This window comes from Gracilibacillus caseinilyticus (assembly GCF_022919115.1).
Classification (GTDB): domain Bacteria; phylum Bacillota; class Bacilli; order Bacillales; family Amphibacillaceae; genus Gracilibacillus; species Gracilibacillus caseinilyticus.
On sequence record NZ_CP095072.1, the window covers coordinates 4,253,832 to 4,280,672 of the forward strand.

A 26,841-nucleotide genomic window follows, 5' to 3' on the forward strand; every position below is an offset into this window, starting at 1 on the left:
AAAATTATTTAGCTAGTTCTATATGCAATGATTGTTTTTGATTTCTAACTAATTGCAAGTGCTGCAAATGCTGTTCTGAGCCTTTGAATAATGGTAAATAAAGACTCAGCTCCTGATCTATTTGACTTTCGATTTCCAATTCCAATTTATTGGCTTCTAGGTCCCAGGTGAACTGATGAACCGTTACTTGATGCGGCAGCCGTACTCCTCGTATGGTTCCGCTTGGTATGGATGACGGTATTGCCCCTAACAAGGTTAATCTGTTATTACTATAATCTACGAGCATTTCGTGTACAACTTGCGGCATTGCACCATTGCCATCCACATTAAAAATATTCTGCTCATTATAATGTGACATCATTAATGAAGAGAAGAAGCAATTATTCGCAATTAACAAACGAAAAATATCATCAATCAGTGCCGGCATGTGAAACTGTGTTGCACAAAGAGCCGAGTGCATTCTGCCATGTGTCGATGACGTATCGCCATCTTCATTCAATAACCACGCTTCCAAACGTTTATCAAAGGCAATTCGCGATGCCTGCCACATGACAGGATCTGTTTCACTATTGAATTCTCTGCTTTGGAAGACCGGATATAAATGAGAGAAATGACGATGGTTATAGTTCTCCCCTTTATCCGGGGTTAACCATTCTTTCAGCGCTCCTTCTTCATTTATTTGATAGTTTGGTAACTTGTCGAACATCATTTGGAAGCTGTTTATTTTTTCATTTGAATACCCAAGAATTTGATATGCATCGATTAAGTTCGTCAGCACCTCTTTAGCAACAGCAATGTCTTGGGTCGCATTATCACCCGTACCATTCTCCGCGGAATAAGATGGTGTAAAACGGTAAGTACCATCCGCATCTTCCATAAGAAAATCTCGATAAAATTGAACGATTTCTTCAAGGAACGGAACCGACTCATGTTGTAAAAAGATCGTATCACCTGTAAAACGATAATATTGATAATACCAGTGAGCTAACCAGCCAGCGCCGCACGTCCACAGTACCAACGGCCAATCTTCGTTCCAGTGCATATGTTTGCCACTGTTACTAGAGTGAGCCGTTGCCAGAACACCACGCGCACCATAATATTTTTGGGCATTTTCGTGAAAGCCTGGTAGCAATTCTTTTATTAATCGGAAATAACCGTTAAGTCCTTCTGCTAAATCACTCGAAAGAGCGCCAGCAATGGAGAGCTGGACATTGGTATCAAAGGTGAAATCGCCACTCCATGCCGGCTCAAATGTTCCGGTCCATATTCCTTGCAAATTTGGCGTCAGTTCACCAGCACTGCAGATAAACATATAGCGGCCGGCATCATACATTTTTTCTAATAAAACAGGCGTCATCTGATCAGCTTGCTTTGCCTGATCAACTAAGGACCAAATCGGCTGCTTACGCTGATCATCTGTTGCAAGCTCTAACCGAACGCGATCAAACAAGTCACGATGAATCTTTTCATGTCTCTCGAACAGACGTTGATAGCTAAGCTGTTTTCCTGTTTTAGCCTTTATAATGCTTCGATCCGTAGCTTGCTGATAAGGTCTGATCTCCATTGTAATTAAAATCGGCTGGTCACTTTGCAAGTGAAAACCTGTTTCGTCGTCGAGAGGTTGCAGGTTACTTGCCTTCACATCAATCAGAACATCATAGCCACCATCACTATGCACATAATCAAAATGAGTATGCATGGTATGATGATGAATCATACTCGTTTGTTTCATTAATGGTTGCTGATAATCTTGTAAGCTGATCCTGTATTGACCTGGACTTAAGCAATGAATAATTTGATTGGTTTGCTGAGACACGAACGTTTTTCTAATAAAAGTTTGACCATTAACTTGATAAGATACCATTAATTCTCCTGTTTCATAATCGATACTACGCTGATAATCATAGTATGAATGATGATCAGTTTCCACATGTAAATGAAAGCCGGGATGAGATGGATCGCTCATTAACAGTCCCGGATATCCCTGCTCTTTTGCTTTTTGATAATAAAACGAAAGTGCTTTATCATAGCCTTCACGTTCTATGATCTGGCGAAACTCCGTTAAGTAAGCAGCCATTTCTGGTACGTCAAAACGATTCCCTTGTGGCAAATAAAGACGACAGTGATTGCCAATAATCGTATCTGAAACAGGATCCCCCATCACCATTACACCATGGGAGCCATTTCCACTCACTAATGCATCCTCCCATTTCATCGCCGGACTGTCCGTCCAGACACCTCTAGTAGGTACGTGTGTTGACACTTTTCTCATCCTTTCTGTAGTTGCACAGATTGTATAGATAATTGCTTATATTCCAAAATCAAATCAACCTTATCATCATGATGACTCTCAATATCTAGCAAAATATCTTCCCACTGACTTGAATGTACTTGCTTATAAGGCATATCCGTTTCATCATTAATATGAAATCGAATCGATCCCTTCCCTTTTAATCTGACTTTCAGTTGATTATTGTCAGCGACTTCTACATTTCTAAACAGTATTTTGCCACCATCTTCATCAGCTGTTACACAAGGTTGTTCTTTTTCTCCTTTTGTTAAGGTGATATTTTCATAATCATCATAATTCTCGGCCTGAGTCTCTGTTGCCAGTGTTCTACCGGTAATCTCTTCTCCTAATATCTCGATTGCTGTATAGGTATGAATAAGCTCTTCACTGGATTTCCCAATTGAAAACAGTACTTTCCCTTTTTCTAAAACAAATTGATTGATTCTGATATCAAATACCTGCAATTGATCCGCTCTGATGTTAAAGCGAAGAACACGCTCCTCACCTGGTTTTAGTGACACTTTCTCGAAAGCTGTTAATTGTTTGTTAGGTCTTTCATAGTAACTATCCGTAACGGTAGCATACAACTGGACAACCTCATCCCGAAGATAATCGCTTACATTTTTCACATTACAAGTAATGGTTACTTTTTCGTTATCGGAGATAGTCGTTTTATCCATCGAAAAGCTGTCATAACGAACCTCTCCGTAACTCAAACCATGACCGAATGAATATAAAATATTATCTTCTGCATATTGATACGTACGCTTACCTTTTCGAATATCATAATCGGTGATGGCTGGTAATTGCTCCGAATCCTTTGGCCATGTCATACTCAACCTTCCTGAAGGATTCGATTCTCCAAAAAGAATCGATGCAAGACTGGTTCCAAGCTCTTGTGAACCATGTGCACTGTACAATATCGCCGGTACATGATCCTGTGCCCAATTAATAGCGAAAGGATAACTGCTAATCACGACTACAATCATGTTCTGATTCACTTTGTATACTTCCTCTATCAAGCGCTGTTGATAGAGTGGCAGATTAATATGTTCACGATCTTCTGTTTCTTTTCCATTGACCATCGGATGATTGCCTACACAAACGATTGCTACGTCACTTTCTTTGGCAAGCTCAACCGCTGTTTGAATGCCATTATCTATGATTTCTTTTTCAAAGGTTGAACATGTATCATCTTTTACAACAACTCTTTCTTGTTCAATCGTTATCGGATGATCTTGCCAGTTCGACAGGCTATACTCCTTATCACTAGAGTTTTTGACACGTATTTTTTCTCGATTAAACCAATCAAATACTTCCTCTTTATCTGCTCGATACGTAGATTGTTTATCTGGTTGTGTCAAATAGCGATCAGTAGATAGACTTTTAAATACGTGCCAATCATTGCCCCAATCTTCATCCGTGACAACCGATCTGTTTTTATCATCAGAAATCGTCCAGTTGTTTGCTTGATCAAGGGACAAATATTGCTCGTTATCACTCGTTTTCCAGGCGATACGATCGAAGCCGTCATGGAAAACAATGTCAGCAGTCGTGAGGTTTTTTATTCCTTCTAAAGGTGTTATTTGATATGGTGAATAACCCGTATACCAGTCACGGAACACCTTATTCGAAGTAGGACCCAGAACTGCTAGTTTATTCATTTTTTCCCTGTTCAGCGGCAATAGGTTTTGCTCATTCTTCAACAAAACAATGGATTCATCTGTCACTTGTTTTGCCAGCTTTTGATGTTTTTCATGATTCAAAACAGTCTGCTCGATGTTGGCATAGGGATTTTTGGATGTATCCGCATCAAAATGACCTAAGCGAAAACGCACTTTCACGATACGACTTACTGCCCGGTCTATATCATCTTCGGATATTAAGTCACGATCACATGCATCCAGCGCGGCTTGTTCTACCAATTCTTTGTCGTCAACAAAACAGTCAATGCCTTTTTTTAATGCATCTGCCAGCGCTTCAGCAAACGTATCATAATACTGATATTCCTTTACATTAAGTGTTAAAGCACCACCATCACTAACAACAAATCCCTCCATTCCCCACTCGTCACGGACTATTTCTTCTATTTCTTGAATTTGCATACACGGAATGCCATTTACACCATTATAGGCAGTCATCATCGATAACGCTTTTGCTTCAGTAAAGGCAGGTTCAAACGCTTTCAAATAATACTCTTTTCGATTTCGAAGATCAATACTGTTGGAAGTATCTTCTCTACCTTTTTCATTATTATTACCGTAAAAATGCTTTGGAGCAGCTACTAATTTTACGTAAAATGGATCTTCTCCCTGCATTCCTTTAATTAAGGAAGCAGACAATTCTCCTGTTAAATGGGGATCTTCTCCGTATGCTTCTTCGGTTCTCCCCCATCTCGGATCTCTCTCCATATCAATCGTCGGTGCCCATAAGGTAAGTCCTGTTTTTTGATCTTTTAATTGATAAAACGCTCTCGCTTCATCACCAATTGCACTTCCAACCTGATGCATTAATAACTTGTTCCACGAATTGGATAGTCCAATCGGCTGCGGAAAAACAGTCGTTTTAATCCCTTGACGATCTACTACTCCGTGCGCCGCTTCTCCACCGATGAAATATTCTTTGATCCCAAGCCTCGGAATAGCACTCTGATGAGTACTTAACAGTGATATTTTTTCATCAAACGTTAACGCTTCCATTAATCCGGTTACGCGATTTTCTATAGAAAGCCCATGAGATTGGAATGCTTGATTTGTCATATAATCATACCTTTCATGATGAATTAAAAACCCCTTTAGGAAAACGGTTTCCTTTTCGACTAAAAAAATAAGATCGTTTACTGCCTGAATTAAGTACATTATAAATAACTTCGCTACAAAAAGCAATATCAAATGGTTTTATTGATGGAGGACAAATGTCTGCTTACCTGAGAAGTTGTCGCATTTTGTTTGCTTGTACAAAAGAATGATACAAATGTACAGTGTGTTCCTTGAGATTTGTCTTCTTTCCCGTTTATTGATACAAATCTTACTCGCTATCCTCTGGCTTTTGTTCCCTTTCTCGACTTTCGATACAAATCTCCCCTACCACCTTCTGACTTTTGTTTCCTTTCTCGACTTTCAGCACAGTCTATCGATCCCCCATAGTATGTTGTCTCTAATCACACCATTATGTGAAAAGTCACGCGCACAAAAAAACTGTTACCACATCCAATTGGTAACAGCTTGCGAAACTATTCGAAAAAGCGAAACTCACCGAAATGAAAATCGGAGCCTGGCAGGAATAAAAATGTGATATTCTGTAATCCCTTAACACGCTCCAGGTCAAAGATTTTTTCCTCATAGCCTTCTGTATAAGAAAACTCTATGATCTGATCACTTTCGCTTTGATCATCTTCAAAACGAAGATGGATTGTATTTTTTTCAATCGGTGAATGACCAGTAATAGCAATCTTACTAATTCCTTTTTCACCAAAGTCAAATCTCTCAAAAGTTAATGATACATTATTGCCTATATGTTCAACCGCTTCTGCCATTTTACGATATCGATCACCATAAATGTGATCTGCTTCCGCAGCTGGATTTGACTCAAATGCTCGATTCGTTTCCGCAAAAGAAAAACCTTTTATGTGCATTTTTTTATTCGTAACAAATGATAGTGAGCTAACACCTTTGATTTTTCTGGACAAATAATAAGTTTCAGCCTGATATACATTCCATTTGGAAGGCTTTTGATAGATAACATCAGCAAGTAATTCACTACCATCTTCCTCAGGAGTGCCCTCCCATATTTGCAATGGATATTCTTCAATGGATAATGCGAAAATCGGAATAGTAATCTTGTCCGATCCAGACGTACCAAAGTTAATATCACTAAATCTTATTACCGTGACCCCATCCCTGCTTGTGGCAACTCCTCGTTCGTTTCCGTTACCTACATCCCCCTCACTATAATCAAAGAGACCTGCTGAAATAAAGTCATATGGATCTTTATAAGCTGTGCCAATTCCTTCTGCATGAAATTCCAGTTCTGAAATCAGCTTTATTTTACTGGTGCCATTGGTACTGGTACAGCGGACACGGAATGTCCCGTCCCCTAATGCGGTAATCTTAGCGCTCTTACCAAAAGATTCGATCGTTGCTATATTAGAGGTGATCCCCGTATCTGTGACAACACTCCACTCCACATCCTGATAAGAGGCATTGGATGGCTGGATTGACGCACTTACGATCGACTCTTGTTGTTGATCATTCAAGTGTTGCCCCTCTTCACTTTGGATATTAATTTTTCGAACAGGGACTTCTTTTTCTTTTCCCATCACGATCGGTACATGTTTATTTTCCATCTGTGCTGAAATCCCTGTGACATCTTTATCTGTCGCAACAGATTGCATAACCAATTTCTTAGAAGCTATATTATCAGCTGTTACTTTCATTTCAATTTCGCCAGGCTGTAATGTTGCCGCGATAATCGCTAACAATTTTCCACTGAACAGTCTTCTGCTCGTACCTTTGTATTGATCATAATCAGTACTGTCTCCATTATCCAATCCGATTAACCTGCCAGCCCCTGATACTTGAACATGCACTCGATTCGAAGCATTCTCTACAGGATTACCTGCTTCATCTTCCATCATTATTTCTACAAAAATTAAATCCGTACCATTCGCTTCCATTCTCGACTTGTCTGGAAATAATCTTATCTTATTCGCTTCGCCAAAAGAATGCCTGCTTTCTGTTGCAATGATGCTGTCTTCTTCATCGTAAGCAAATGCAGTGATGGTGCCATTCGCATATGGCAGCTTCCACCACCCTGTCAACTGACTGCCATTCTGATAATTGGTATTAAATGTTCCAATCGTTTCACCATTAAATTGCAGCTCGACTTTGGGAGCATTCGAGCAGACCCGCACATCAATGATTTGCCCGTTATTAAAATCCCAATAAGGAAAAATATGAACCATTGGGGCTTCTTTATAACTGGTCCACGCTGCCTGATAAATATAATAGGAATCTTTCGGAAATGTAGCGGTATCAATTTGACCTAGATAGGCATTTTTTGTGTGGTAAGGCGTAGGCTCCCCCAAATAATCAAAACCACTCCAAATAAATTGGCCCAATGAAAAAGGACTGTCTCGTTCTGCAATAATACAAGCTTCCGTTGATTTAGCGCCCCAGCTCGTCGCACTGTTTCCTAATGCAGAACATTGTTCATCGTCATCAGTTAGAATGGATTTCTCAAAAGGAAAATGATAAATCCCTCTGCTTTGGACAATCGAAGCTGTCTCACTGCCATAAATGATCCAATCAGGATGTTCCTGATGATGTTGATGATAATACTTTTCTCCATAATTATAGCCAGCTACTTTGACCAAATCGGCACAGTTCTGGGCATTTTTCCACGGCATATAGTTTGAACCTATTGTCATAACGGCATTTTCTTTCGGATCAAATTCCATCACATAATCCATTAATTGCTCCGTTAAAAAGAGTCCTCTCTCATCCGCATGTGTGTCGTATATTTCATTTCCGATACTCCACATTAATAGACTTGGATGATTGCGATCTCTCTTGACCCAGCTTTTCACATCATGATAAGACCAATTCGGAAAAAATCTTGCATAATCATAAGGAGTTTTGGACCGTTCCCACATATCAAATGCCTCTGTTACAATGAGAAACCCCATTTCATCTGCCATTTCCATCAGCTCTTTAGCAGGCATATTATGGGCAGTGCGGATCGCATTTACCCCCATATCTTTTAAAATGTTCAGCCTCCTTTTAAGAGCATTTCGATTAAATGCCGCTCCCAATGCTCCTAAATCATGATGCTCATTTACGCCGTTCAGTTTTATATGTCTGTTATTGATATAAAAACCTTGCTCCGGATCAAAATAAACCTCTTTAAAACCAATTTGCTGCTTTTGTGTTTCGATAATCTCACCATTACTTATTTTTCTCATTTGTGTGGATAACTGATAAATACTTGGCGTGTCCACGTCCCATAAACCTGGCGAGGAAAGTTCAAACGATAACTGACTTAAACGATCACCAGGTAATACTTGTTCTGCAACAGCATGAATCACCCCATCATCTTTCATTAAGGTATGTGATATTTCTACCGGCTCATTTATTCGCAGTTCTGTATCGATCTCTACTTTCCAATCGTCTTCATTTTTGAATGTAGAAACATAGATACCATCCGTTTCTATATAATTGGAGCTTCTCTGCTTTAACCAGACATTCCGGTAAATCCCAGCCCCTGTATACCATCTGCTATTCGGGCTTTGGTATCTGACTTTAAGTAGTATTTGATTGTTGCCACTGATAAGATATTCGGTAATGTTGTGTTCAAATTTCGAATAACCGTACTTCCACCCCCCGACAAATTGATCATTTACATACAATACAGAATCCATATATACCCCTTCAAAGCACAACAGTACGTCGTTTTTATCCGATGAATAGTGAAAAGCTTTTTTGTACCAGCCGATACTGTTTTCATAAAGGTTTTTGGTATTATAGATTAACCAGTCATGTGGAACATCCACAGGTGAAAAACTAAGTAATGAAGCTGAATCAGTTTCCAACGAACTTTTGGCGAACTGCCAATTATCATTAAATAATTTGATTTGATTTAACATTGCTATCTCCTTCCATAGATATTGGTCGTTCCGTGAATTCCCCATCTTTTTCTGCTTTAACAAAACTAACAGCTACATCCTGGATGATTGGTTTCGTATTCAGTATCAATAACCAGGCAACTAAACTAGCAAAAAGCAAAATGATAAAATCCGTCGTCATAAACATCAACACAATCGTCAGAAAAAGAATCCCAGCATTTCCTGTAGACCTTTTGATCCAGGTAACTAAATAATAGATAGACAATCGATAACTATCTCTGATTCGGAATTGATAATGGGTGATTAGTAGTAATGCATACAAAGAAAAAATCACAAGCAAAAACAATCCAACAAGAAAAATTCCACTTAATATTTGATTGGTCGTAGTCGGATTTTGATTAAAGTATTGAATATCAATCAATAAAATAAAAAACACCGTAACAATAGGTAACCAAACCTTCAAACTGTCCATAAAGTTCTTTTTATAAGCGGTAAAGAAAATTTGAAATGGTGTCATTTCCCTGTTCGTTATCTGATTTAAACTGTAAAACAATGCTGCAAATGCCGGTCCTGCAGGAATAAAAGCAACAAAGTAAAGGATTGCATTAGAGATCGTAGGTACTAGAAAAATAAGGGAACCAAACATCAATATATTGGACAGTAAAAAAAATAGATTTAAACACATCAACCAGTACACATAGTTGGAAAAACGATAAAACCCACCTTGGTATAAATCCATTAAAAAAACTCCTTTCTTTGATGAAATCAGGCAAATGAAATACAACGCTTGTTTGCTTGATATGTTATCGATGTGCTTGAAATATGAGTTCTTAGTAATTCAGATATATATTTCATACCGCTTTCTTCACTTTCAAGATGCCCAATAATGATCGCTGCTTTATTTTCACCTATTGTTATAGCGTCACGAATATATTCTGGTGTCTCCCACTCGGGCCCTTCTCCATAAATCACCAGATCTGCCTGATCGACTTCACAAGCTGGAATCGTGTTGGCCGCATTTCCCCGAAATCCTACCATTAAAGCAATTCTTTCAACCGGTTTAGATAAATCACCAATGTACCTTACATAAGGCAGTACCAGTTTTTGTTTCAGTTCTTGTATAATATCAGACAAACTATGATCAGCTACTTTGAACAGTGAATACGTATCTCTGTGTATCTCCAAATTGTTCTGCCATCTTAATCTATCGATCAACCCTTGCATAATACCATCTGGCCGATACTGATGGATATGATCATGTAAACGAAAAATGGCAAGGTCATTTTCTACTATCAGTCTGTGTTTTCTCTGATAAATAATGTTATTCTCCCGATATAGATTGTTTTGATGACTGTAATAAATACCTTCATGACAAATAAGTAAGTCAGCGTTACTTTGGATTGCTTGTTGAATGACCTCTATCGTCGGCATAAACGTTACGACTATTTTACTTACATCCTGTTCCGGCTTGCCATATAATAAAGCATCACTTGAATTTTCAATTAGTGGAGCATACTGTTTTAGTATTTTTATTACCTCATCAACTGTAAGCATTAAGAACACCTCCTCTAAACACCTGAATAGCCATTTGTGAAAAACAGCATAACACGGGGAATAAGCCCCGTGTTACCTGTTGTTTTATTTGTTATTTTGGTACACACTGTTGGCATGGTCCAAGTAGCCTTGTAAGTTTTTCCCTTCTAATTCTTTTACATAGTTGTCCCACTCATCCATACTTCTATCACCAACAATAAATTTCAAAGTATTCTGTTCCACCGTGTCTTTTATCGGTGTACTCAATAAGGATGCCTGTTCTAATTGTGGTCCATCATAAGGGATAGCCGGGTCTGGTAATAAAAGCTCTTTTTCATGCATCGCATTTTGGAATTCAATTTCTTCTTCACTAAACATGGAATGAAGTAACTCTGTAGAACCACCATAAGAGAAGTTACCTCCAGAAAAACCATAATCAATCTGCAGATGGTTTTCGGCATCTGGATTCATGCCACGGAACGTAACATCATCAGCTAATTGCTGTTCATCATTTTCCTTCGTGTACGTTTCTCCCTCTACTCCCCACTTAGCAAATTCTAAACCTTCATCACTATAGAGGAGCCAATCAATGAATTGCAGCATCGCTTCAAAATTTGGGTCTTCAGCTGCCGCTTTTGAGAACATGATACCATTCTCCAATTTCGTTCCTTCCAATAATTGGCCAGCCGGTCCACCAGGTACTACAATTTTTTTTATTTCATAGTTACCTTCTCCCAGTGTCTCATTCATCGTCGTTCTGTATTGCGTTAACGTTTGACCGTTCGTATTAATAACAAATGACTCACCACTTGTAAATTTCTGAATCGCTTGATCGTCTTCCTGTGTAACACTTTCTGGATCTAATAAGCCTTTCTCTATCAACCCATTAAAATATTCAATCATAGAGCGATATTCATCTGATGTTGGGGCAAAAATGAACTCATCCGCTTCTTCATCATAATCCAGCATATTACCCAGACCCCACCCTGCTCTAGTACCAAATCCAGTTGCTGCAATATTCAAAGTACTGTTAAATTGAAAACGATCTGAGAATGGATATTTATCCGGATAAGCCTCTTTCATTTTGGAAAGCATTGTTTCTACTTCTTGCCATGTAGTAGGCTCTTCCAATCCTATTTCTTCTAAAATATCAGTTCTCACTGCCAGGCTGTAATCTGGCCATACTTCTTCATGAATACCTGGCAGTACATAGTACTTACCATCACGTTGTCGCAACCCATCCAAAAATGGTTCAATATTCCATTCTTTTACCTTTTGTTGATAATGCGGCATCATATCCACGTAATCACTAATCGGTATAATCGCACCTGACGCTACAAACTGTGTCTCTTCTCCTGGATAAGTTTTTGGAATAATGTAAGGTGCATCACCTGAGCTCAATAATAAGCTTCGTTTGTCGGTATAATCACTCATTGGTACCGATGTAATATCTAAAGACACATTCGTTTTTTCTTCTAATGCTTCAAAAAATAACCAATCCTCTTTTAATGGATAGTTCGGATGATCACTAAACAATGTTGAAAATGTGACTGGTTCCGTTGCTTTAAAACTGTCCCCCACTCCATAATCCTCCATGGAGGCTCCGGATCCAGGTTCTACGGACGTTTCATTCTCCGATGTTTCAGAATCATTACAGGCAACTAGTCCAGCTAAAAAAACAACTAATGAAAGCGTCGTCATCTTACTTAACAATTGTTTCATTTTACTTTCCCCCTTCTTATTATTACGATGAGCTTCATCCAATAAGACACGCTTGACCGTTTTAGCAACCACCCCCTCAAGTGGTTTTGCCTGATTATCCTTTCACTGAACCTAACATGACACCGGAAACAAAGTACTTTTGGATATACGGATAAACCATCAATATTGGTATAACAGTTAAAACCATCGTGACAGATTTTATATTCGCAGATATTTGTACTAAATTATCTGCGCTTGTCGCACCAGTTCCAACGGTTGCTTCTGCACCTTTAATCATATTTCTTAAATAAATAGATACCGGGAATAAGTCTTTTTCGGTAAAATAAATAAATGCTTGAAACCAAGAATTCCAGTGGGTTACGGCATAAAAGAGAAACATTGTCGCTATGATAGGTTTTGATAGCGGTAAGACAATTCTGAATAGTATCCCAAAAGTACTGGATCCATCCATAATAGCTGCTTCTTCCAATTCGTCTGGAATATTTTCGAAGAACGTTCGCATAATCAACATATTAAACACACTGATTGCATTTGGAAGCACGATCGCCCAAATACTGTTCCCTAATCCTAAAGAAGTGACAAGTACATAATTGGGGATCAGGCCACCATTAAAAAACATAGTAAAAACAAAAAATAATGTTAAAAATTTTCGTCCTTTTAATCTGGTTTTCGATAATGGATAGGCTATCATCGTGGACAAAATGAGTGAAATCAAAGTGCCGACAATGGTGTAAACTACTGTGTTTTTATAATTTAACCAGAACACTTCGTCAGACATAATTACTTTATATGTTTCGATATTAAATCCCTTCGGCCATAAACTAACTTCACCCGCATTAATATACGCTTCTGAACTGAATGATTGGGCAACTATATTGACAAACGGAAACAATGTTATAAATACAACCAGTAACAGAACAGCTACATTAAAAACTTTAAATATTTTATACTGCCAAGATTCTTTCATTGCAATACCTCCCCTACCATAAACTGTTATCTGTAATTCTCCGAGATAAGTAATTCGCGCCCAGGACTAATACCAAACCAATAATCGATTCAAATAAGCCAATTGCAGTACCATAACTGAAACTCCCTGACTCTAGGCCGACACGGTAAACATAGGTAGCTATAACATCTGCCGTTTCATAGGTTAATGGATTATATAAGAGTAATACCTTTTCAAAACCAATTTGCAGGAAGTTACCGATGTTCAAGATCAGTAAAACAACAATGGTCGGAAGTATTCCTGGAATCGTGATGTAGATTGTTTGTTTCCATCTGTTCGCCCCATCGATTCTAGCTGCTTCGTACAACTCTTGATTAATACCAGTCAAAGCAGCCAAGTACAAAATGGCTCCCCAACCTAACGTTTGCCATAAGTCAACGCTTACAAAAATCGTTCTGAACCATTCTGGCAACTGCATAAAACTAATTTTATCGAAACCAATGCCAGCTAACAGACTATTGACAGGACCATTCAATGCTAACAATTCAAACACCATACCAGCTACAACGACTACTGAGAAAAAATGCGGCAAGTAGGATGCGGTCTGCACAAAACGTTTAAACATCCGATTTTTGAGTTCATTTAACAATAGTGCAAAAATGATAGGTGCTGGAAATGTAATGACTAACAGTAAAAACGCCAAGATAAAAGTATTGGCAAATACATTGTAGAAGGTTGGATCATTTAAAAACATTTTAAAATATTGCAACCCAACCCACTGCTCACCAAAAATATTTCCCCCTGGGATGAATCTTCTAAAAGCAATAATGTTCCCGATCATAGGGACATATTTAAAAATAATTAAATAAATTACGGGTAAACCAATTAATGCATACAATTGCCAATCCTTCTTAATACTTCTCCACAGACTGTTTTTCAATTTTTGATTTTGTTTTAACTTACTAACACCTTCCATACCATACTCCTTTCTTAAGACAAGGTATTTAACACAAAAAAGAAAAGGCTTACATTATTGCTCTAAAAAATACTCTAGTCGTACTAGTATACAAGTTTGCGTAAAAATCTTTGTTTGTCAGATAAACTATGTTGCTACGGTTATTGTAAATCGGTATCCTTTCTTTGTCAACATGCTAGTATGGTAGTATTTGAAAATGATCAATTTAGCCTAACTATTATGGAAGTTTGCCTTCATACTTTTAATAGATGCGAGACTTTAGTACGATACAGTAGCTTTATACGTAAAAACAAAAAGAGAGGAAAATCAGAAGATTTTCATCCCTTTTTGTTACAAAATCCACAGATAAAATACTATCATATGTGAATGACAGGTAAATTCTTTTATTTACTTCACCGCCCCAAGCGTCATCCCTTTCACAAAATAACGCTGTAAAAACGGATAGATCATGATGATTGGTAAACTTGCCACGATCGTCATTGTAGCCTGGATTGACTTTGGTGTTACCATATTGGATTCTCCACCTGCAGAATTAGCAAAGGCTGATGCCATATCGCCACTCGACGTCGTGCTTGAATTTTGCAAGATTTTCATTAGCTCATATTGTAAAGTCGTCAGATGCTCTTGACTGGAATTATATAGAAAGACATCAAACCATTGATTCCATTGAAAGACAGCTACAAATAATGCAACTGTGGCTAATACTGGTAATGACAAAGGTAACACAATCTTGAAGAAAATCTTAAAATCACCAGCTCCGTCAATTTTTGCTGATTCAAAAATACTGTTTGGCAGCCCCTCTATAAAAGAGCGCATAATAATTAAGTTAAAAGCACTAATTAACGTTGGTAAAATGTATACCCAAAAAGAACCGATTAAGTGTAAATCTCTCATCAACAGAAAGGTTGGAATTAATCCACCATTAAAATACATTGTCATAATAAAAATGATCGTGACCGATTTTTTGAAAATGAAATGTGGCTGAGCTATCGCATAGGCCACCATTGCAGTACAGAATAGACCAACTCCAGCGCCGACAATCGTTCGTAAAACGGAAATGAAAATAGCCTGATAAATCGCTGCCTTTTCAAACACATGCTCATAATTATGCCAAGTGAATTCTCTCGGCCATAAATAAATTCCACCACGGACAGAATCGGTTGCATCATTTAATGAAATAGCAATTTGATTCAAAAAAGGATATAACATAAACACACATAAGATAATCATAAAAATAATATTTGATGTGTCAAAAATAAGATCTTCTTTCGTTCGCATATAGCTTGCTTTTTTGCGTTTTTTCAACATATTGTCTCCCTCCTAGTACAATCCGCCTTGACCCATTTTTTTTGAAAACGAATTGGCTGCGATTAAAAAGATAAAACTGATAACTGTTTTGAACATACCTGCAGCGGTTGCCAATGAAAAATTAAACATCGAAATACCATATTTAATAACAAAAACATCAATGTTTTCTGAGTATTCGACGTTTTGACCGTTTCCAAGTAAGTACTGCGGTTCAAAACCAGCTTCTAATATATAGCCAATGTTCATAATCAACAGCACGATAATAACGGATTTCATACCAGGAATCGTAATATAAAAAATTCGTTGAATGCGAGAAGCGCCGTCTATTTTAGCTGCCTCATATTGTTCCTGATCAATCATCGAAATCGCAGCAAGATAAATAATTGCATTCCAGCCGACATTTTTCCATGTTTCGGCAGCACCTAAAATACCCCAGAAATATTCTCCAATTCCTAACCAGAGAATCTCATCATCTATTAACCCTAATCCCATTAGAATTTCGTTAATAATGCCATCGATAGATAATACCGACGATACTAAAGCAGCAGCGACAACCCATGAAAGGAAATGCGGTAAATAACTGATTGTCTGGACCACTCGTTTAAACTTCATATTCGATAATTCATTAATTAATACTGCTAGCGTAATTGCCGTGACAAAACCTAAAACCAGATTGATCAAACTCTGTGCCAGTGTATTGCGCAACACACCGAGAAAGCGGTCATCTGTAAATAAAAAGGCAAAATGCTTAAACCCCACCCATTCCTGATCGGAAAAATTTAATGCCGGTTTGAAATCCTGAAAAGCCATCGTCCAGCCCCATACCGGTAAATATTTAAAAATGAACACCCAAATAATAAACGGAACCGTCATCCATAATAGAGCTTGTTGATCTTTACACTTTTTCAAAAAAGCTTTCATACCTTTATTTTTAATTGGTATCGATTTGGTTTTATTTTCTAACGTATTTGATTCCATCGCCATAGTACTCCCCCCAACTAATAGTTAAACCTGCTTTGCATTTTCGGACCATCTGGCAAAATTTTCGCCTTTTTTAAACTTTAGGAAGTATAAAATTTTATCAGAGTAGTAATTCGTCGTGGTAAAAATTTCCAGGAACAAGATAAGAAAACTATGGCTTTCACCAGTACTTGGCGATAAGCCAAGTTTCCTTTATTCTTAAAGATGGTCCGAACATACAACTCTTGATACAAAATGAGTCCTTATTATCTTCGAGCAAAGGGGAAGGCTGAATAACACAGCCTTCCTTGTTTTTTTTATTCCTTACTGCTTTCCATTAATTTTGCTTTATTTTGGACAAAATCGGTTATAACTTTTTCATATGCCTCTTTCGGCAGGCTTGAAAACTCATCTGTATACGCTCCCCATTGATTATCGAATTCGCCTGGGTCTGCGAAGATGATTTCAGGGAATTTTCGTTTCATTAAATCATCTAATTGTTGTTCATAAAGCTGTGCTTCCGAACCTGTTTCTATCGGTGCATCGTATGCTGGATACCAAGGACGTTCATCTGGTTCAGAGAATAATCCTGTGAACGTTTCGATCTCGTATGCTTCCAGAAATTCATTATCCCCTTCGTCATACATCATGCTGGCAACTTCCTCTTGTTTTGGAGGCTCAACAGCATTACCGTCTGCATATTCACCATTCATTCGTGGCCATCCCCATTCAAAGTAGGAGAAACCAAAATTGTCACGGAATTCTGTTTTGGAAGTTTCTTCAATTTGTTCTTCTGTACGGTAATAACGACCATCTTCGTCCACTTCGTATGTTTCACCTTCGATGCCCCATGTAATCAGCTTTTGTGTTTCTTCCTTCGCTATGTGATCGAGAAATTTCATAATACGAATCTGATCCTCTTTCGGAGTTCCAACCGTAATTCCAATACCAGGTGATGCTGTAAAACCGATTGGATCTAAGTACTGGTCTTTGACATCTTCATCGAACACAACCGGGAAGCCCATATAATCGTTATATGGATCTTCGTCTTCTTGTAACGTGTTTAACGCCTGCCCGACTTGCCAACGATAATCAAAGAATCCTACTACTCTTCCAGAAGTGATTTTTGCCAGATATTCATCATAATTTTGAGTAAATGATTCTTGGTCAAATAATCCTATATCATTCACTTCATTTAATTTTTGTAACCAGCGTTTCGTAATGTCTTTGTCATTGTAAACTTCCGCTTCTTGTGTTTCCATATCAATCAATGCGCCACCATCGTTTGGATAGCCTGCTAAATGCATTGGCTGGTTAGACAGAGCAAAAAAGCGCCAATCATGTGTTAAAGCAGTAAAGCCAATAGTATCGGCACCATCAATTTGTGGATTCGCTGCGGTATATTCCTCAATAATATCGAAATACTCATCTAATGTTTTTGGTTCAGGATAGCCTAATTCTTTCAATACATCCCGCTTGATCCACCATGCACCTTGATTAAGGTTGGCAGGTTTTTTGTACCCGTGTGCAGCACCAGAAGAAATAACATAAATATTGCCATCATCACGCTTCATCATTTCTAAATAGGGACCGTACATTTCTTTCAGGTTTGGTGCATATTCATCAATCAGATCATTTAGTGGAATAAACCCACCCGCATCAATAACAGCGTCTGTTGATTGCTCAGCATTTAGTAACGTCGGATACTCCCCACTGGCAATCATGGTTCCAATCTTCTGATTCACGTCTCCTACGATATGTTCAATGTCAAAATTAACTCCTGTTTCCTCTTCAAACATTTGCCCTAACGTTGTCTCTGATGTATTAATATCCTCACCGGGACCAGATGCATCAAAGAAGTGATAGGTAAAGGTTTCGCCACTATCCTCACCGGTTTCTGTGTTTTCGTTCTCTGCATTGTCCTCACTTGCTTCTTCACTATCTCCACTACACGCCGCTAAGACAAAGATCAGTGAAACCAACAGAAGTACTAACCAGACATTCTTTCTGTTCATCTTGCATTCCCCTCTCCTTAATAAACCTTGTTTGTAAGCACTTTCATTTTATCTGTTATGGAGCTGCATTGTTACCTACCAAACTTTAGAGGAAACTTTGAAAAATTAAGCTAGTTTAGAAAAAGAGTAACGATCTCGTCCATGTGCTGAAAAAATCCCCTACACCTTTTAGAAAAACCCGGCATTCCCCCATCTTTAGCGAGTGCCGAGTTTTTCTTATACTTAGTACATTATAAATTTTTACCACTTTCTTGAACTTCTTCATCCCTAAAATTTAATCCGCTCAGTGCTAACTAACGTAAGAATATATATGTACAACTACCTATATTACGGATTATGTTAACTAGCGTTGAATCCACATTGAAATGTAGTTAGAGGTATAATGCCACTCCGGTCAACCACTTCGCGTCCTGCGGAGTATATTTCCGGAGCTTTGCTAAGCAGATAAAACATTTCAAAATTATAACGTTATAATATAGTTTCACTTGACACCGTTTTTTTAAGAACCTACACTTTTCTTTTCACAATCTAAAGCTAAAATATTACACATACTTACCTCATAAGAAAAAACAGCTCTTTCTTTTCTTACTAGAAACGTTTGGAAGCACACTTCTGGAGTTTTTATACACAAGTACCATTTGTCACTCATACTTGTATTATCTAGCTTTTTTCTAGTGCTTTTCTACATTTTCGAGTACATCTAAAGGAATATAGCCCACTCAGTAGGCTACATCATCTGCTTTCATCGGTATTTTTAAAATGATCGTAGTTCCATGATCCTTTCTTGTCTTTATTTGTACATCAAAGCCCTCCTGATAATACATTTTCAATCGTTGAAAAACATTGGAAATACCGATCCGCTCCCCTGCAATTTCTTCCTCATGCAAAGATTGTATGATAGTTTGATATTTGTCTTTCGGAATACCTAATCCATTATCTCGTATTTCAACGATAATGTGATCGATAGCTTGTTCCACCACAATGTTAATTATTCCGCCTGCCTTCAATGGCTCTATCCCGTGGATGCTCGCGTTTTCGACAAAAGGAATAATCGACATATTCGGAATTAACACATGCTCGATCGCATCATCAAAATGAATATCGTATTGCATTTTGTCTCCAAATCGGTATTTTTGAATCTCCAAGAAAGCATGGATCAATTGCAGCTCTTCACGAACAGTGACAAAATCTCTGTCCCATGTAATCGAATTTCGCAGAAGCTGGGCCATATTATGTATAATCGTGGCTGTTTCCTTCTCATGTTTCAATAAACTTCTCATTCTGATTGTTTCTAATACGTTAAATAAAAAGTGTGGATTAATCTGACTTTGTAATGCTTTCAATTGCGTCTCTTTCTTTTGTAATTCCAAATCCTTCTTTTGGATACGCACAATATATACATCATTGATTAAGTCCTTAATCTTTTTTGTCATGCGATTGTACTCTCTTGTCAACACACCAATTTCATCGTTAAAGGTCTTCCCTGGGATTAGTTCGAATTGTTGATCCTTTACTTTTCTCATTTTTCTAACGATAGTATTCAGTCGAAAGTGAATATTCCCGGCAATGTAAATAATAAATAAAGTTGGTATCACAAAATTCCACAATGCTAAATATAAAATCGACGGGATCGAATTCCGTACTTCCGCTAACAGATTCTTTTCCGGTATAACTCCGACCATCTTCCAGTTAGACATATATTGCACATCATATTCCTCTTCAAATAAAATGGCATCTTTCGGAAGGTCTACAGCATCATATGCAGCATAAGAAGACCGCCACAGCATTGAATCATCAGTGGAGTATTCGATGTTGTTTTCCTCATTAACCAGGTATATTTTCCCTTCAAATGTTTCAGTGGCAAACAACTGTTCAATAAAACGTTCATTTAAGTTAATCATCACAATTTTCTCATTGTTGGAACGCCCTGTTGCGTCTAATGCTCTGACTACTACAAACTGGTCTAATTCTCCATCATTTGCAAGCTTCCTGGTGACTACGGGGTATTTAGATCTGAATTCGCTTGTTGATTGATACCAATGTGATGATTGTTGTTGTTGATCAATGGAAAAAATACCACCAGCTGTTATGACAGTTGGATTGTCCGTGTACAAATGAATCGATCGAATCGAAGAGTACACAGGTGTATATTTATTTATATCACGAAAATTGTTATTATAAGCTAAAATAAAATCAACAGGAGAATCATAGCTCGTGTCTAACAGCTTATTGACAAATGCATCTGCATATAAAACAGATGCTATCCCAACAGCGTCTTCTACCCCCTGTTTGAAATTGGTAGCCACCTGGCGCAAAGCCAGTTCATTATCATGAATCTTTTGGGTGCGGACATTTTCAGACGTTACATTATAAAATATGACATTTGTTAATATAATGGGTAGAAAGACAGAAAACATATAGATTAGCAGCAATTTATTCCGGATTCTTATGTCATTAAAATGGATTTTTTTCATTCTTTACCTGCTAACTTATTCGGTTTAATAATTTTTTTCGATATTGTGATGGTGTAGAATTCACAATTTTTTCAAACTGCGTAACGAAATAATCCGGGTTGGTAAATCCTACATTCTCTGCTACTTCATATACCTTCAAATCAGTTGTTCGAAGCAATTTCTTTGCCTCATCCATCCGCACTGTCAGAATATAATCTTTGAAATAAACACCATATGTTTTCTTAAATAATTGACCCATGTATACCGGATTCATATAAAATGTATTAGCAATTGATTTTAATGTTAATGGCTGATCATAATGCATATGAATATATTTTTTTATTTGATAGATAGTACCTTGCCCATTGTTCTGATACGCCTGATGTAAAATCGATGCAGCATCCATGATAAAGGCATACCATAACCTTGTTAATTGCGAAAGGCTTAAAGAATACTGATCCCACTCTAGCATCTCCTTCAAGTTCGAAATGTTCTGTTCATCCGCATCAGCTTCTTTAATTGATTTTAAGATCTTATGATTTAGTCGATTTACCATGGTACATAATGCGTCTCTAGCAAAATACAACTCTCTGCATGCATCGATCATTCTTCTCAATTGTTGATCGATACACTCTTTATTTTTTTCCTCGATAAATTCAATCATGTCATCATAATAGGCTTGGTCGAGATCAATAAAAAACACTTCTTTTTCTTTTGTCATCGATGTGGTTATAACTGATGCATCAAATAAGTATTTGTATTGCACATTATTTTTCGCTTTTTTATAAGAAGAGGGTAACTTTTCTACTTGATTAACGGTATCGCCACAGTAAATGTGCACATCCATTTCGAGTAATTGATACCAATCACTTAAGAAGTTGTTAAGATGCAGGTTATTTTCCGATAAAAATCTGTCATTGATCACTAGCCCAAGGCAGTTCATTTTTTCTTCAAACAGGATAAAATGCTGGTCCGCTTTCATCTTCTGCAAAGATTGTTCCATTGTTTTAAAACATTGATGATAATCAACATGCAAGCCATTTATTTCTACCTTCATGTAGGTATACGTATTCTCAGAGAAGAAAGGATGTTGGGATTGATGTTCACACCATTCCTGACCGCATAAAATCAGCTTCCTAACAAATGATACCGCTTCCAATTTTCCTTCTTTTTGTTTCCATAGATTTTCTTTTTTGATAGTAGATGCTATTCTTTCTAATGTCTGATGAAATTCATTTTGATCAATTGGCTTTACAATAAAGTCTTTCACACCGTATCGTAAAGCTCGCTGTGCATATTGAAAATCATTGTAACCACTGATCACGATAAAGTTTGGTGTATGCTCTATTGTTTCTCGGCAATGTTGAATTAAATCGAGACCGTCAATCACTGGCATTCGGATATCTGTTACAACAAGGTCTGGTTTGAGCTTCATAATATCAGCCAGTGCGTCTTCTCCATTATCAGACTCGCCACAAACAATAAAACCATATGACTCCCAATCAATTAACGTACGAATACCTTTGCGCACAAAAACATCATCATCTACCAAATAGACTTTATGCATGTTTTTTTGCTCCTTTCCTGTATTCTTTTTCAAATAGCATCTGCTGTTTCTTTTCGAATCCTTCAAATGCCATAATGGACAACCTGGTTATGATGTAGAAGGTAAGACTAATACCGATCACAGGCAGTAATCCTGGAATAAATCGCCATAAATACTGCAACAGAAATAATGCTGTAAACATAATAACCGTGATGAGAGGGCTGAATGTCCCCAAAATTAATGCATGTTTAAACGATTGCGGCAACGAAACTTGAAAATGAGCAAAAGTAGGAAATATATACATTAATGTGATGAGAAAGCATATGCCAAAAAGAATAAATGCTACTAAATACAAGGATTGTAAAGATGTTTGGTTATGCATAATCCATTGATAATCAATCACGAAAACATAACCAATTGCTAGTAAGAGATAACCGATCAGGTTGGCTTTTATGAAAATTTGTTTATAAGCCTTGAAAAATGTTTTGTGAAAAGTCATACTTTCCTGTTGCATGCACCACTCTCTCATCGTAATCACTAGTGCCATTGTCGCCGGAAAAACACCGAGCACTACCAAACCTGCTAATGATGACAACATCCATAATACATTCAAATACATTAGCCACATCAACCACTCTAAAAACCGATAAAACCGGTTTGAGTTTATTGATTTATCCATTGCACTACCCCCCATTGGAAACGCTTTAATTTTCAAAGAAAAATATATACTTTGTTCATCCGTTGAACATACTCATTATAGTATACTTTCATTATGAAGAAAAGATGTTTTTCTTATTTTATCATTTATGGATATTTATTCTATCGAAACATTGTTAATACCACAGTTACAATGAAGGAGGAAAAACGATGAAATTAAAATCTGCAAATCTATCAAGCCATCACGACAATCTATTAGGAGCTATGGTTATACTAAGTCTGAAGTTAACAAGAGAGTGCAAGATACATGGGATATGCTGTTTGATCCAGAGCATGATGATACACGCATCTATTATTCGGCAGGAGAAGACTTGGGATACATGTTAGATACAGGCAATGATGATGTACGGACAGAAGGTATGTCTTATGGCATGATGATGGCGGTCCAAATGGATCAAAAAGAAGTGTTTGACCGATTATGGAATTGGTCGATGACTTATATGTTTATGGAGAAAGGGGTAAATGCCGGATATTTCGCCTGGTCTTGTCAACCGGATGGGACGAAAAATGCTTTTGGTCCTGCACCAGTTGGAGAAGAATACTTTGCCCTTGCGTTATTTTTCGCTGCACATCGTTGGGGAGAGGGCACAGGAATCTACGAATATAGTAAACATGCGAAAGATTTACTTCATCGTTGTCTCCATAAAGAGGAAGAAGATAATGGCTATCCGATGTGGAATCCTGAAAATAAACTGATCAAATTCGTACCAAGTGTTGAATTTTCTGATCCATCTTATCATTTACCGCATTTTTATGAATTATTTGCGTTGTGGAGTTATGAAGAGGATCAAGCATTTTGGCGTCAGGCAGCCATTAACAGTCGGCAGTATATTGCAACATCTGCTCATCCTGTCACAGGCTTAGCTCCGGAATATGCTTTTTATGATGGGACACCAAACCATGTTCGAGGCTTTGGCCATTTTTATAGTGATTCCTACCGAGTCGCCTGTAATATTGGCTTAGATTATTTGTGGTTTCAGGATAATGCCTGCCCTGTCGTTGTTGCTGAAAAGATTCAGTCCTTCTTCGCTGATAAACTACCAGATGAATTTAGAAGATACGCGATTGATGGCACACCGTTAGAGGATAAGGCACTTCATCCGGTTGGTCTCGTTGCCTCGAATGCAATGGCTTCCTTAGCGACAAAAGGTGAAAACGCCAGAAATGCTGTTGATCTCTTCTGGAATACACCAGTAAGGACGGGGCAAAGAAGATATTATGATAATTGTTTATACTTTTTCAGTTTGTTAGCGCTTAGTGGAAATTTTAAAATTTGGTATCCAGCTGAATAGACCGAAGAATATTTGGCGTGAACAAACTATTAGGTAAGAAAAACCGGCCATATACCCACCCGGTCTTACTATCTTTTGTGTATATAGCTACCTATAATATGGATTATGTAAAGTAGAACTGTCTGAATCGTGATAATTTTGATAGTTTATATGTGCGTAGCAAAGCTCCGGAAATATGCTCCGCGTCCTGTGGGGCACGGCTTCAGCTAGGCTACTACTTGAACAACTTCTTTGCTGCCTTGTGCCGAGGAAGCCTGCTTCGAAGCAATACATACAGACACAGGCACAGACTAAGTGGATCTTCAGCTCGCGCTGACGCATGAGGAGTCTCCGCATATTTCCTACGCTTAAGTGAAGTGCTACAACGTATGGAACAGCTAAAAGCAGTCGTGCTAGGCATTGTATATCACTAAATGAAGCAGATAGTACTCCATATCCTATCTGTCGCATTATTTGTGGAGCTATACATGAGCGTAGGCCAACCACGTAGACTCCCGCGGGACATGCAGGTGCGGAAGATCCACTTTGTGAAGTGCCCTTGTTCACAAAGTTAGCTTCAGCCGTGCCCCGCAGGACGCGAAGTGGTTGGCCGAAGCGGTATCCTTGCACATTAAACTTCTCAATATGAATGCTTGGCTAGTAATGTCTAGTTTACATAATCCATATTATAAGTAAACATTTTTTTAATCTTGATCGACTTCTGTAGTACATCTTTATGACAGTGATTATATACTTTCTTGTCTTGTAAAAAAACCGAACGATAAATCCAATGTTCGACATTCGATTTCGTTCGGTTTTTCTTATGCGTAAATAAATGTATATACTTACAATCATAAAGGAGATTGCAGTGGTAGCCGTTTTATACGCTTAAGGAAACGCATCAATCATATCAATATGATATCCAAACGGATCACCTTATTTTCTAAACTCCATCAACCCATTATTTAATGACCTTGTTTGCTGGTAGACTTGTTTGTACAAGGCAAACAGTCTCTGGTATTTCTCCACATTTTCAGGGATTGGCTGATAGGTTTCAGCATCTTCCAATAGTGTATCAGCGCACTCCTTAAGTGACGAGAACCAGCCTGAGCCATAAGCTGCTAACATAGCTGCACCCATTCCAGGGCCTTGTTCACTTTTTTGTTTTACAATATTGGCATTAAAAATATCCGCTTGCATTTGCAGCCAATCGGTATTCTTAGCGCCACCACCGATCGAATAAATCGTATCAATCTGTTTTCCGTTCTCTCTGAATATAGCAATCGATTCATTTAAAGAAAACGTGATACCCTCCAATACTGAACGAGCAAAGTCCTTCAATGTATGTGAACTGTCCATGCCGATAAAGCTGCTGCGAATTTGAGAATCGGCATGTGGTGTTCTTTCCCCTGCAATATAAGGGGTGAACAGCAAACCATTAGCACCCGGTGGAACGTCTCCAACACCTGCTAGCAATTCATCAAACGATTGCTCCTCTGCAAATGTTTTCTTGAACCAGTTTAGACTGTGACCAGCTGCTAATGTAACACCCATGGCATAATAAGCATCTTGTTCCCCGTGGTTAAAATAGTGTACTTTTCCTTGGTAGTCTTTATCACCGGTAGGCTCATAAGACAGGACAACACCTGACGTCCCGATACTTGCAAATGTTTTTCCTTCTGACAGAATTCCAGAACCGATAGCACCACAGGCATTATCCGCTCCACCTGCAAATACATTGGTTTCTGATGAAAGTCCAGTTGCTTCTACTATTTCAGAAGTTATTTTTCCAACATTTTTATGCGAGTCTACCAATGGCGGACATAGCGAAACATCCAGCCCCAGATCATCGCAGATTTCTTTACTCCATGATTTGTTGGCAACATCCAGCAAGCTAGTGCCAGCAGCATCAGAATAATCCATGTGAATCGCCCCACTCAGACGATACCGAACATAATCCTTTGGAAGGACAAAGGTCGATGCTTTCGCAAATAAGTCAGGTTCATTTTCTTTTACCCACAATATTTTAGGTAAAGTAAATCCTTCTAATGCTAAATTTTTGGTAATCTCTATAAATTTATTTTTGCCGACTTTATCATAAATTTCCTGACATTGTTCGGTTGTTCTCGTATCATTCCAAAGAATTGCGTTTCGTACCACTTCTCGATTTTCATCTAATAAAACTAAACCGTGCATTTGCCCGGAAAAACTTAATCCTTCAATCTCTTCTGGATTTCCATCGAACTCCCCAATTAACTCCCGTAATCCGGCTACCGTTTGCTCCACCCAATCTTCCGGCTTTTGTTCGGAGTAGCCTGTTTTTTCCTGAATCAACGGATACTCTTTGGAAACCTCCTGAACTACTTCCCCCTGTTTGTTCACTAACAACAATTTGACAGCACTGGTACCTAAATCTACACCAATGACATAGCTCATCGTTAAACCCCTCTCTTTAGTAAAGACTTAGCCGCCATGCAGACAG

General features: G+C 38.0%; 16 protein-coding genes. 1 reads left to right on the plus strand and 15 read right to left on the minus strand.

Going from position 1 to position 26,841, the window contains the following annotated elements:
* Nucleotides 1-4 precede the first annotated feature (4 nt).
* From MUN88_RS20445 to MUN88_RS20510, 14 genes are all read right to left on the minus strand, one after another.
* The gene (locus MUN88_RS20445; protein ID WP_369809908.1) at nt 5-2,272 is read right to left on the minus strand and encodes a glycosyl hydrolase family 95 catalytic domain-containing protein; all 2,268 of its coding nucleotides are present in this window, start codon (nt 2,270-2,272) and stop codon (nt 5-7) included.
* The gene (locus MUN88_RS20450; RefSeq protein WP_244718798.1) at nt 2,269-5,148 is read right to left on the minus strand and encodes a beta-glucosidase; all 2,880 of its coding nucleotides are present in this window, start codon (nt 5,146-5,148) and stop codon (nt 2,269-2,271) included. Before MUN88_RS20450 ends, MUN88_RS20445 begins: the two co-directional genes overlap by 4 nt.
* Nucleotides 5,149-5,522: 374 nt before the next feature.
* The gene (locus tag MUN88_RS20455) at nt 5,523-8,933 is read right to left on the minus strand and encodes a glycoside hydrolase family 2 TIM barrel-domain containing protein (protein ID WP_244718801.1); all 3,411 of its coding nucleotides are present in this window, start codon (nt 8,931-8,933) and stop codon (nt 5,523-5,525) included.
* Nucleotides 8,908-9,651, minus strand: coding sequence for a YesL family protein (locus MUN88_RS20460; protein WP_244718803.1), 744 nt, complete (start codon nt 9,649-9,651; stop codon nt 8,908-8,910). Before MUN88_RS20460 ends, MUN88_RS20455 begins: the two co-directional genes overlap by 26 nt.
* Before the next feature lie 26 nt (nt 9,652-9,677).
* Entirely contained in the window at nt 9,678-10,466 is a 789-nt protein-coding gene (locus MUN88_RS20465; RefSeq protein ID WP_244718806.1) for a Nif3-like dinuclear metal center hexameric protein, read from the minus strand.
* A gap of 84 nt (nt 10,467-10,550) precedes the next feature.
* Nucleotides 10,551-12,167 (minus strand): ABC transporter substrate-binding protein, encoded by a 1,617-nt coding sequence (locus MUN88_RS20470; RefSeq protein ID WP_244718809.1) that lies wholly within the window; start codon nt 12,165-12,167, stop codon nt 10,551-10,553.
* Between the two features lie 94 nt (nt 12,168-12,261).
* Nucleotides 12,262-13,134, minus strand: coding sequence for a carbohydrate ABC transporter permease (locus MUN88_RS20475; protein WP_244718812.1), 873 nt, complete (start codon nt 13,132-13,134; stop codon nt 12,262-12,264).
* A gap of 13 nt (nt 13,135-13,147) precedes the next feature.
* On the minus strand, nt 13,148-14,089 hold the full coding sequence (locus tag MUN88_RS20480; RefSeq protein ID WP_244718815.1) for an ABC transporter permease: 942 nt from the start codon (nt 14,087-14,089) through the stop codon (nt 13,148-13,150).
* Between the two features lie 387 nt (nt 14,090-14,476).
* Entirely contained in the window at nt 14,477-15,397 is a 921-nt protein-coding gene (locus MUN88_RS20485; protein WP_244718817.1) for a carbohydrate ABC transporter permease, read from the minus strand.
* A 12-nt stretch (nt 15,398-15,409) separates the two neighbouring features.
* Nucleotides 15,410-16,375 (minus strand): ABC transporter permease, encoded by a 966-nt coding sequence (locus tag MUN88_RS20490; protein ID WP_369810009.1) that lies wholly within the window; start codon nt 16,373-16,375, stop codon nt 15,410-15,412.
* Nucleotides 16,376-16,674: 299 nt separating this feature from the next.
* The gene (locus tag MUN88_RS20495; RefSeq protein WP_244718819.1) at nt 16,675-18,372 is read right to left on the minus strand and encodes an ABC transporter substrate-binding protein; all 1,698 of its coding nucleotides are present in this window, start codon (nt 18,370-18,372) and stop codon (nt 16,675-16,677) included.
* 719 nt (nt 18,373-19,091) lie between these two features.
* Entirely contained in the window at nt 19,092-20,846 is a 1,755-nt protein-coding gene (locus MUN88_RS20500) for a sensor histidine kinase (protein WP_244718821.1), read from the minus strand.
* A gap of 10 nt (nt 20,847-20,856) precedes the next feature.
* Nucleotides 20,857-22,392, minus strand: a complete 1,536-nt coding sequence (locus MUN88_RS20505; protein ID WP_244718823.1) for a response regulator — start codon at nt 22,390-22,392, stop codon at nt 20,857-20,859.
* Nucleotides 22,385-23,050 carry a YesL family protein gene (locus MUN88_RS20510; protein WP_244718825.1) on the minus strand — a complete coding sequence of 222 codons (666 nt, stop codon included), beginning with the start codon at nt 23,048-23,050 and terminating at the stop codon, nt 22,385-22,387. Before MUN88_RS20510 ends, MUN88_RS20505 begins: the two co-directional genes overlap by 8 nt.
* A 274-nt stretch (nt 23,051-23,324) precedes the next feature.
* Between MUN88_RS20510 and MUN88_RS20515 the strand changes: the two genes are divergently transcribed.
* Nucleotides 23,325-24,380 carry a family 8 glycosyl hydrolase gene (locus tag MUN88_RS20515; RefSeq protein WP_369809909.1) on the plus strand — a complete coding sequence of 352 codons (1,056 nt, stop codon included), beginning with the start codon at nt 23,325-23,327 and terminating at the stop codon, nt 24,378-24,380.
* Nucleotides 24,381-25,295: 915 nt separating this feature from the next.
* Here the strand turns inward: MUN88_RS20515 and xylB are convergent.
* Nucleotides 25,296-26,795: a xylulokinase gene (gene xylB / locus MUN88_RS20520; protein ID WP_244718827.1), complete on the minus strand. Its 1,500-nt coding sequence runs from the start codon at nt 26,793-26,795 to the stop codon at nt 25,296-25,298.
* Between the last annotated feature and the right edge of the window lie 46 nt (nt 26,796-26,841).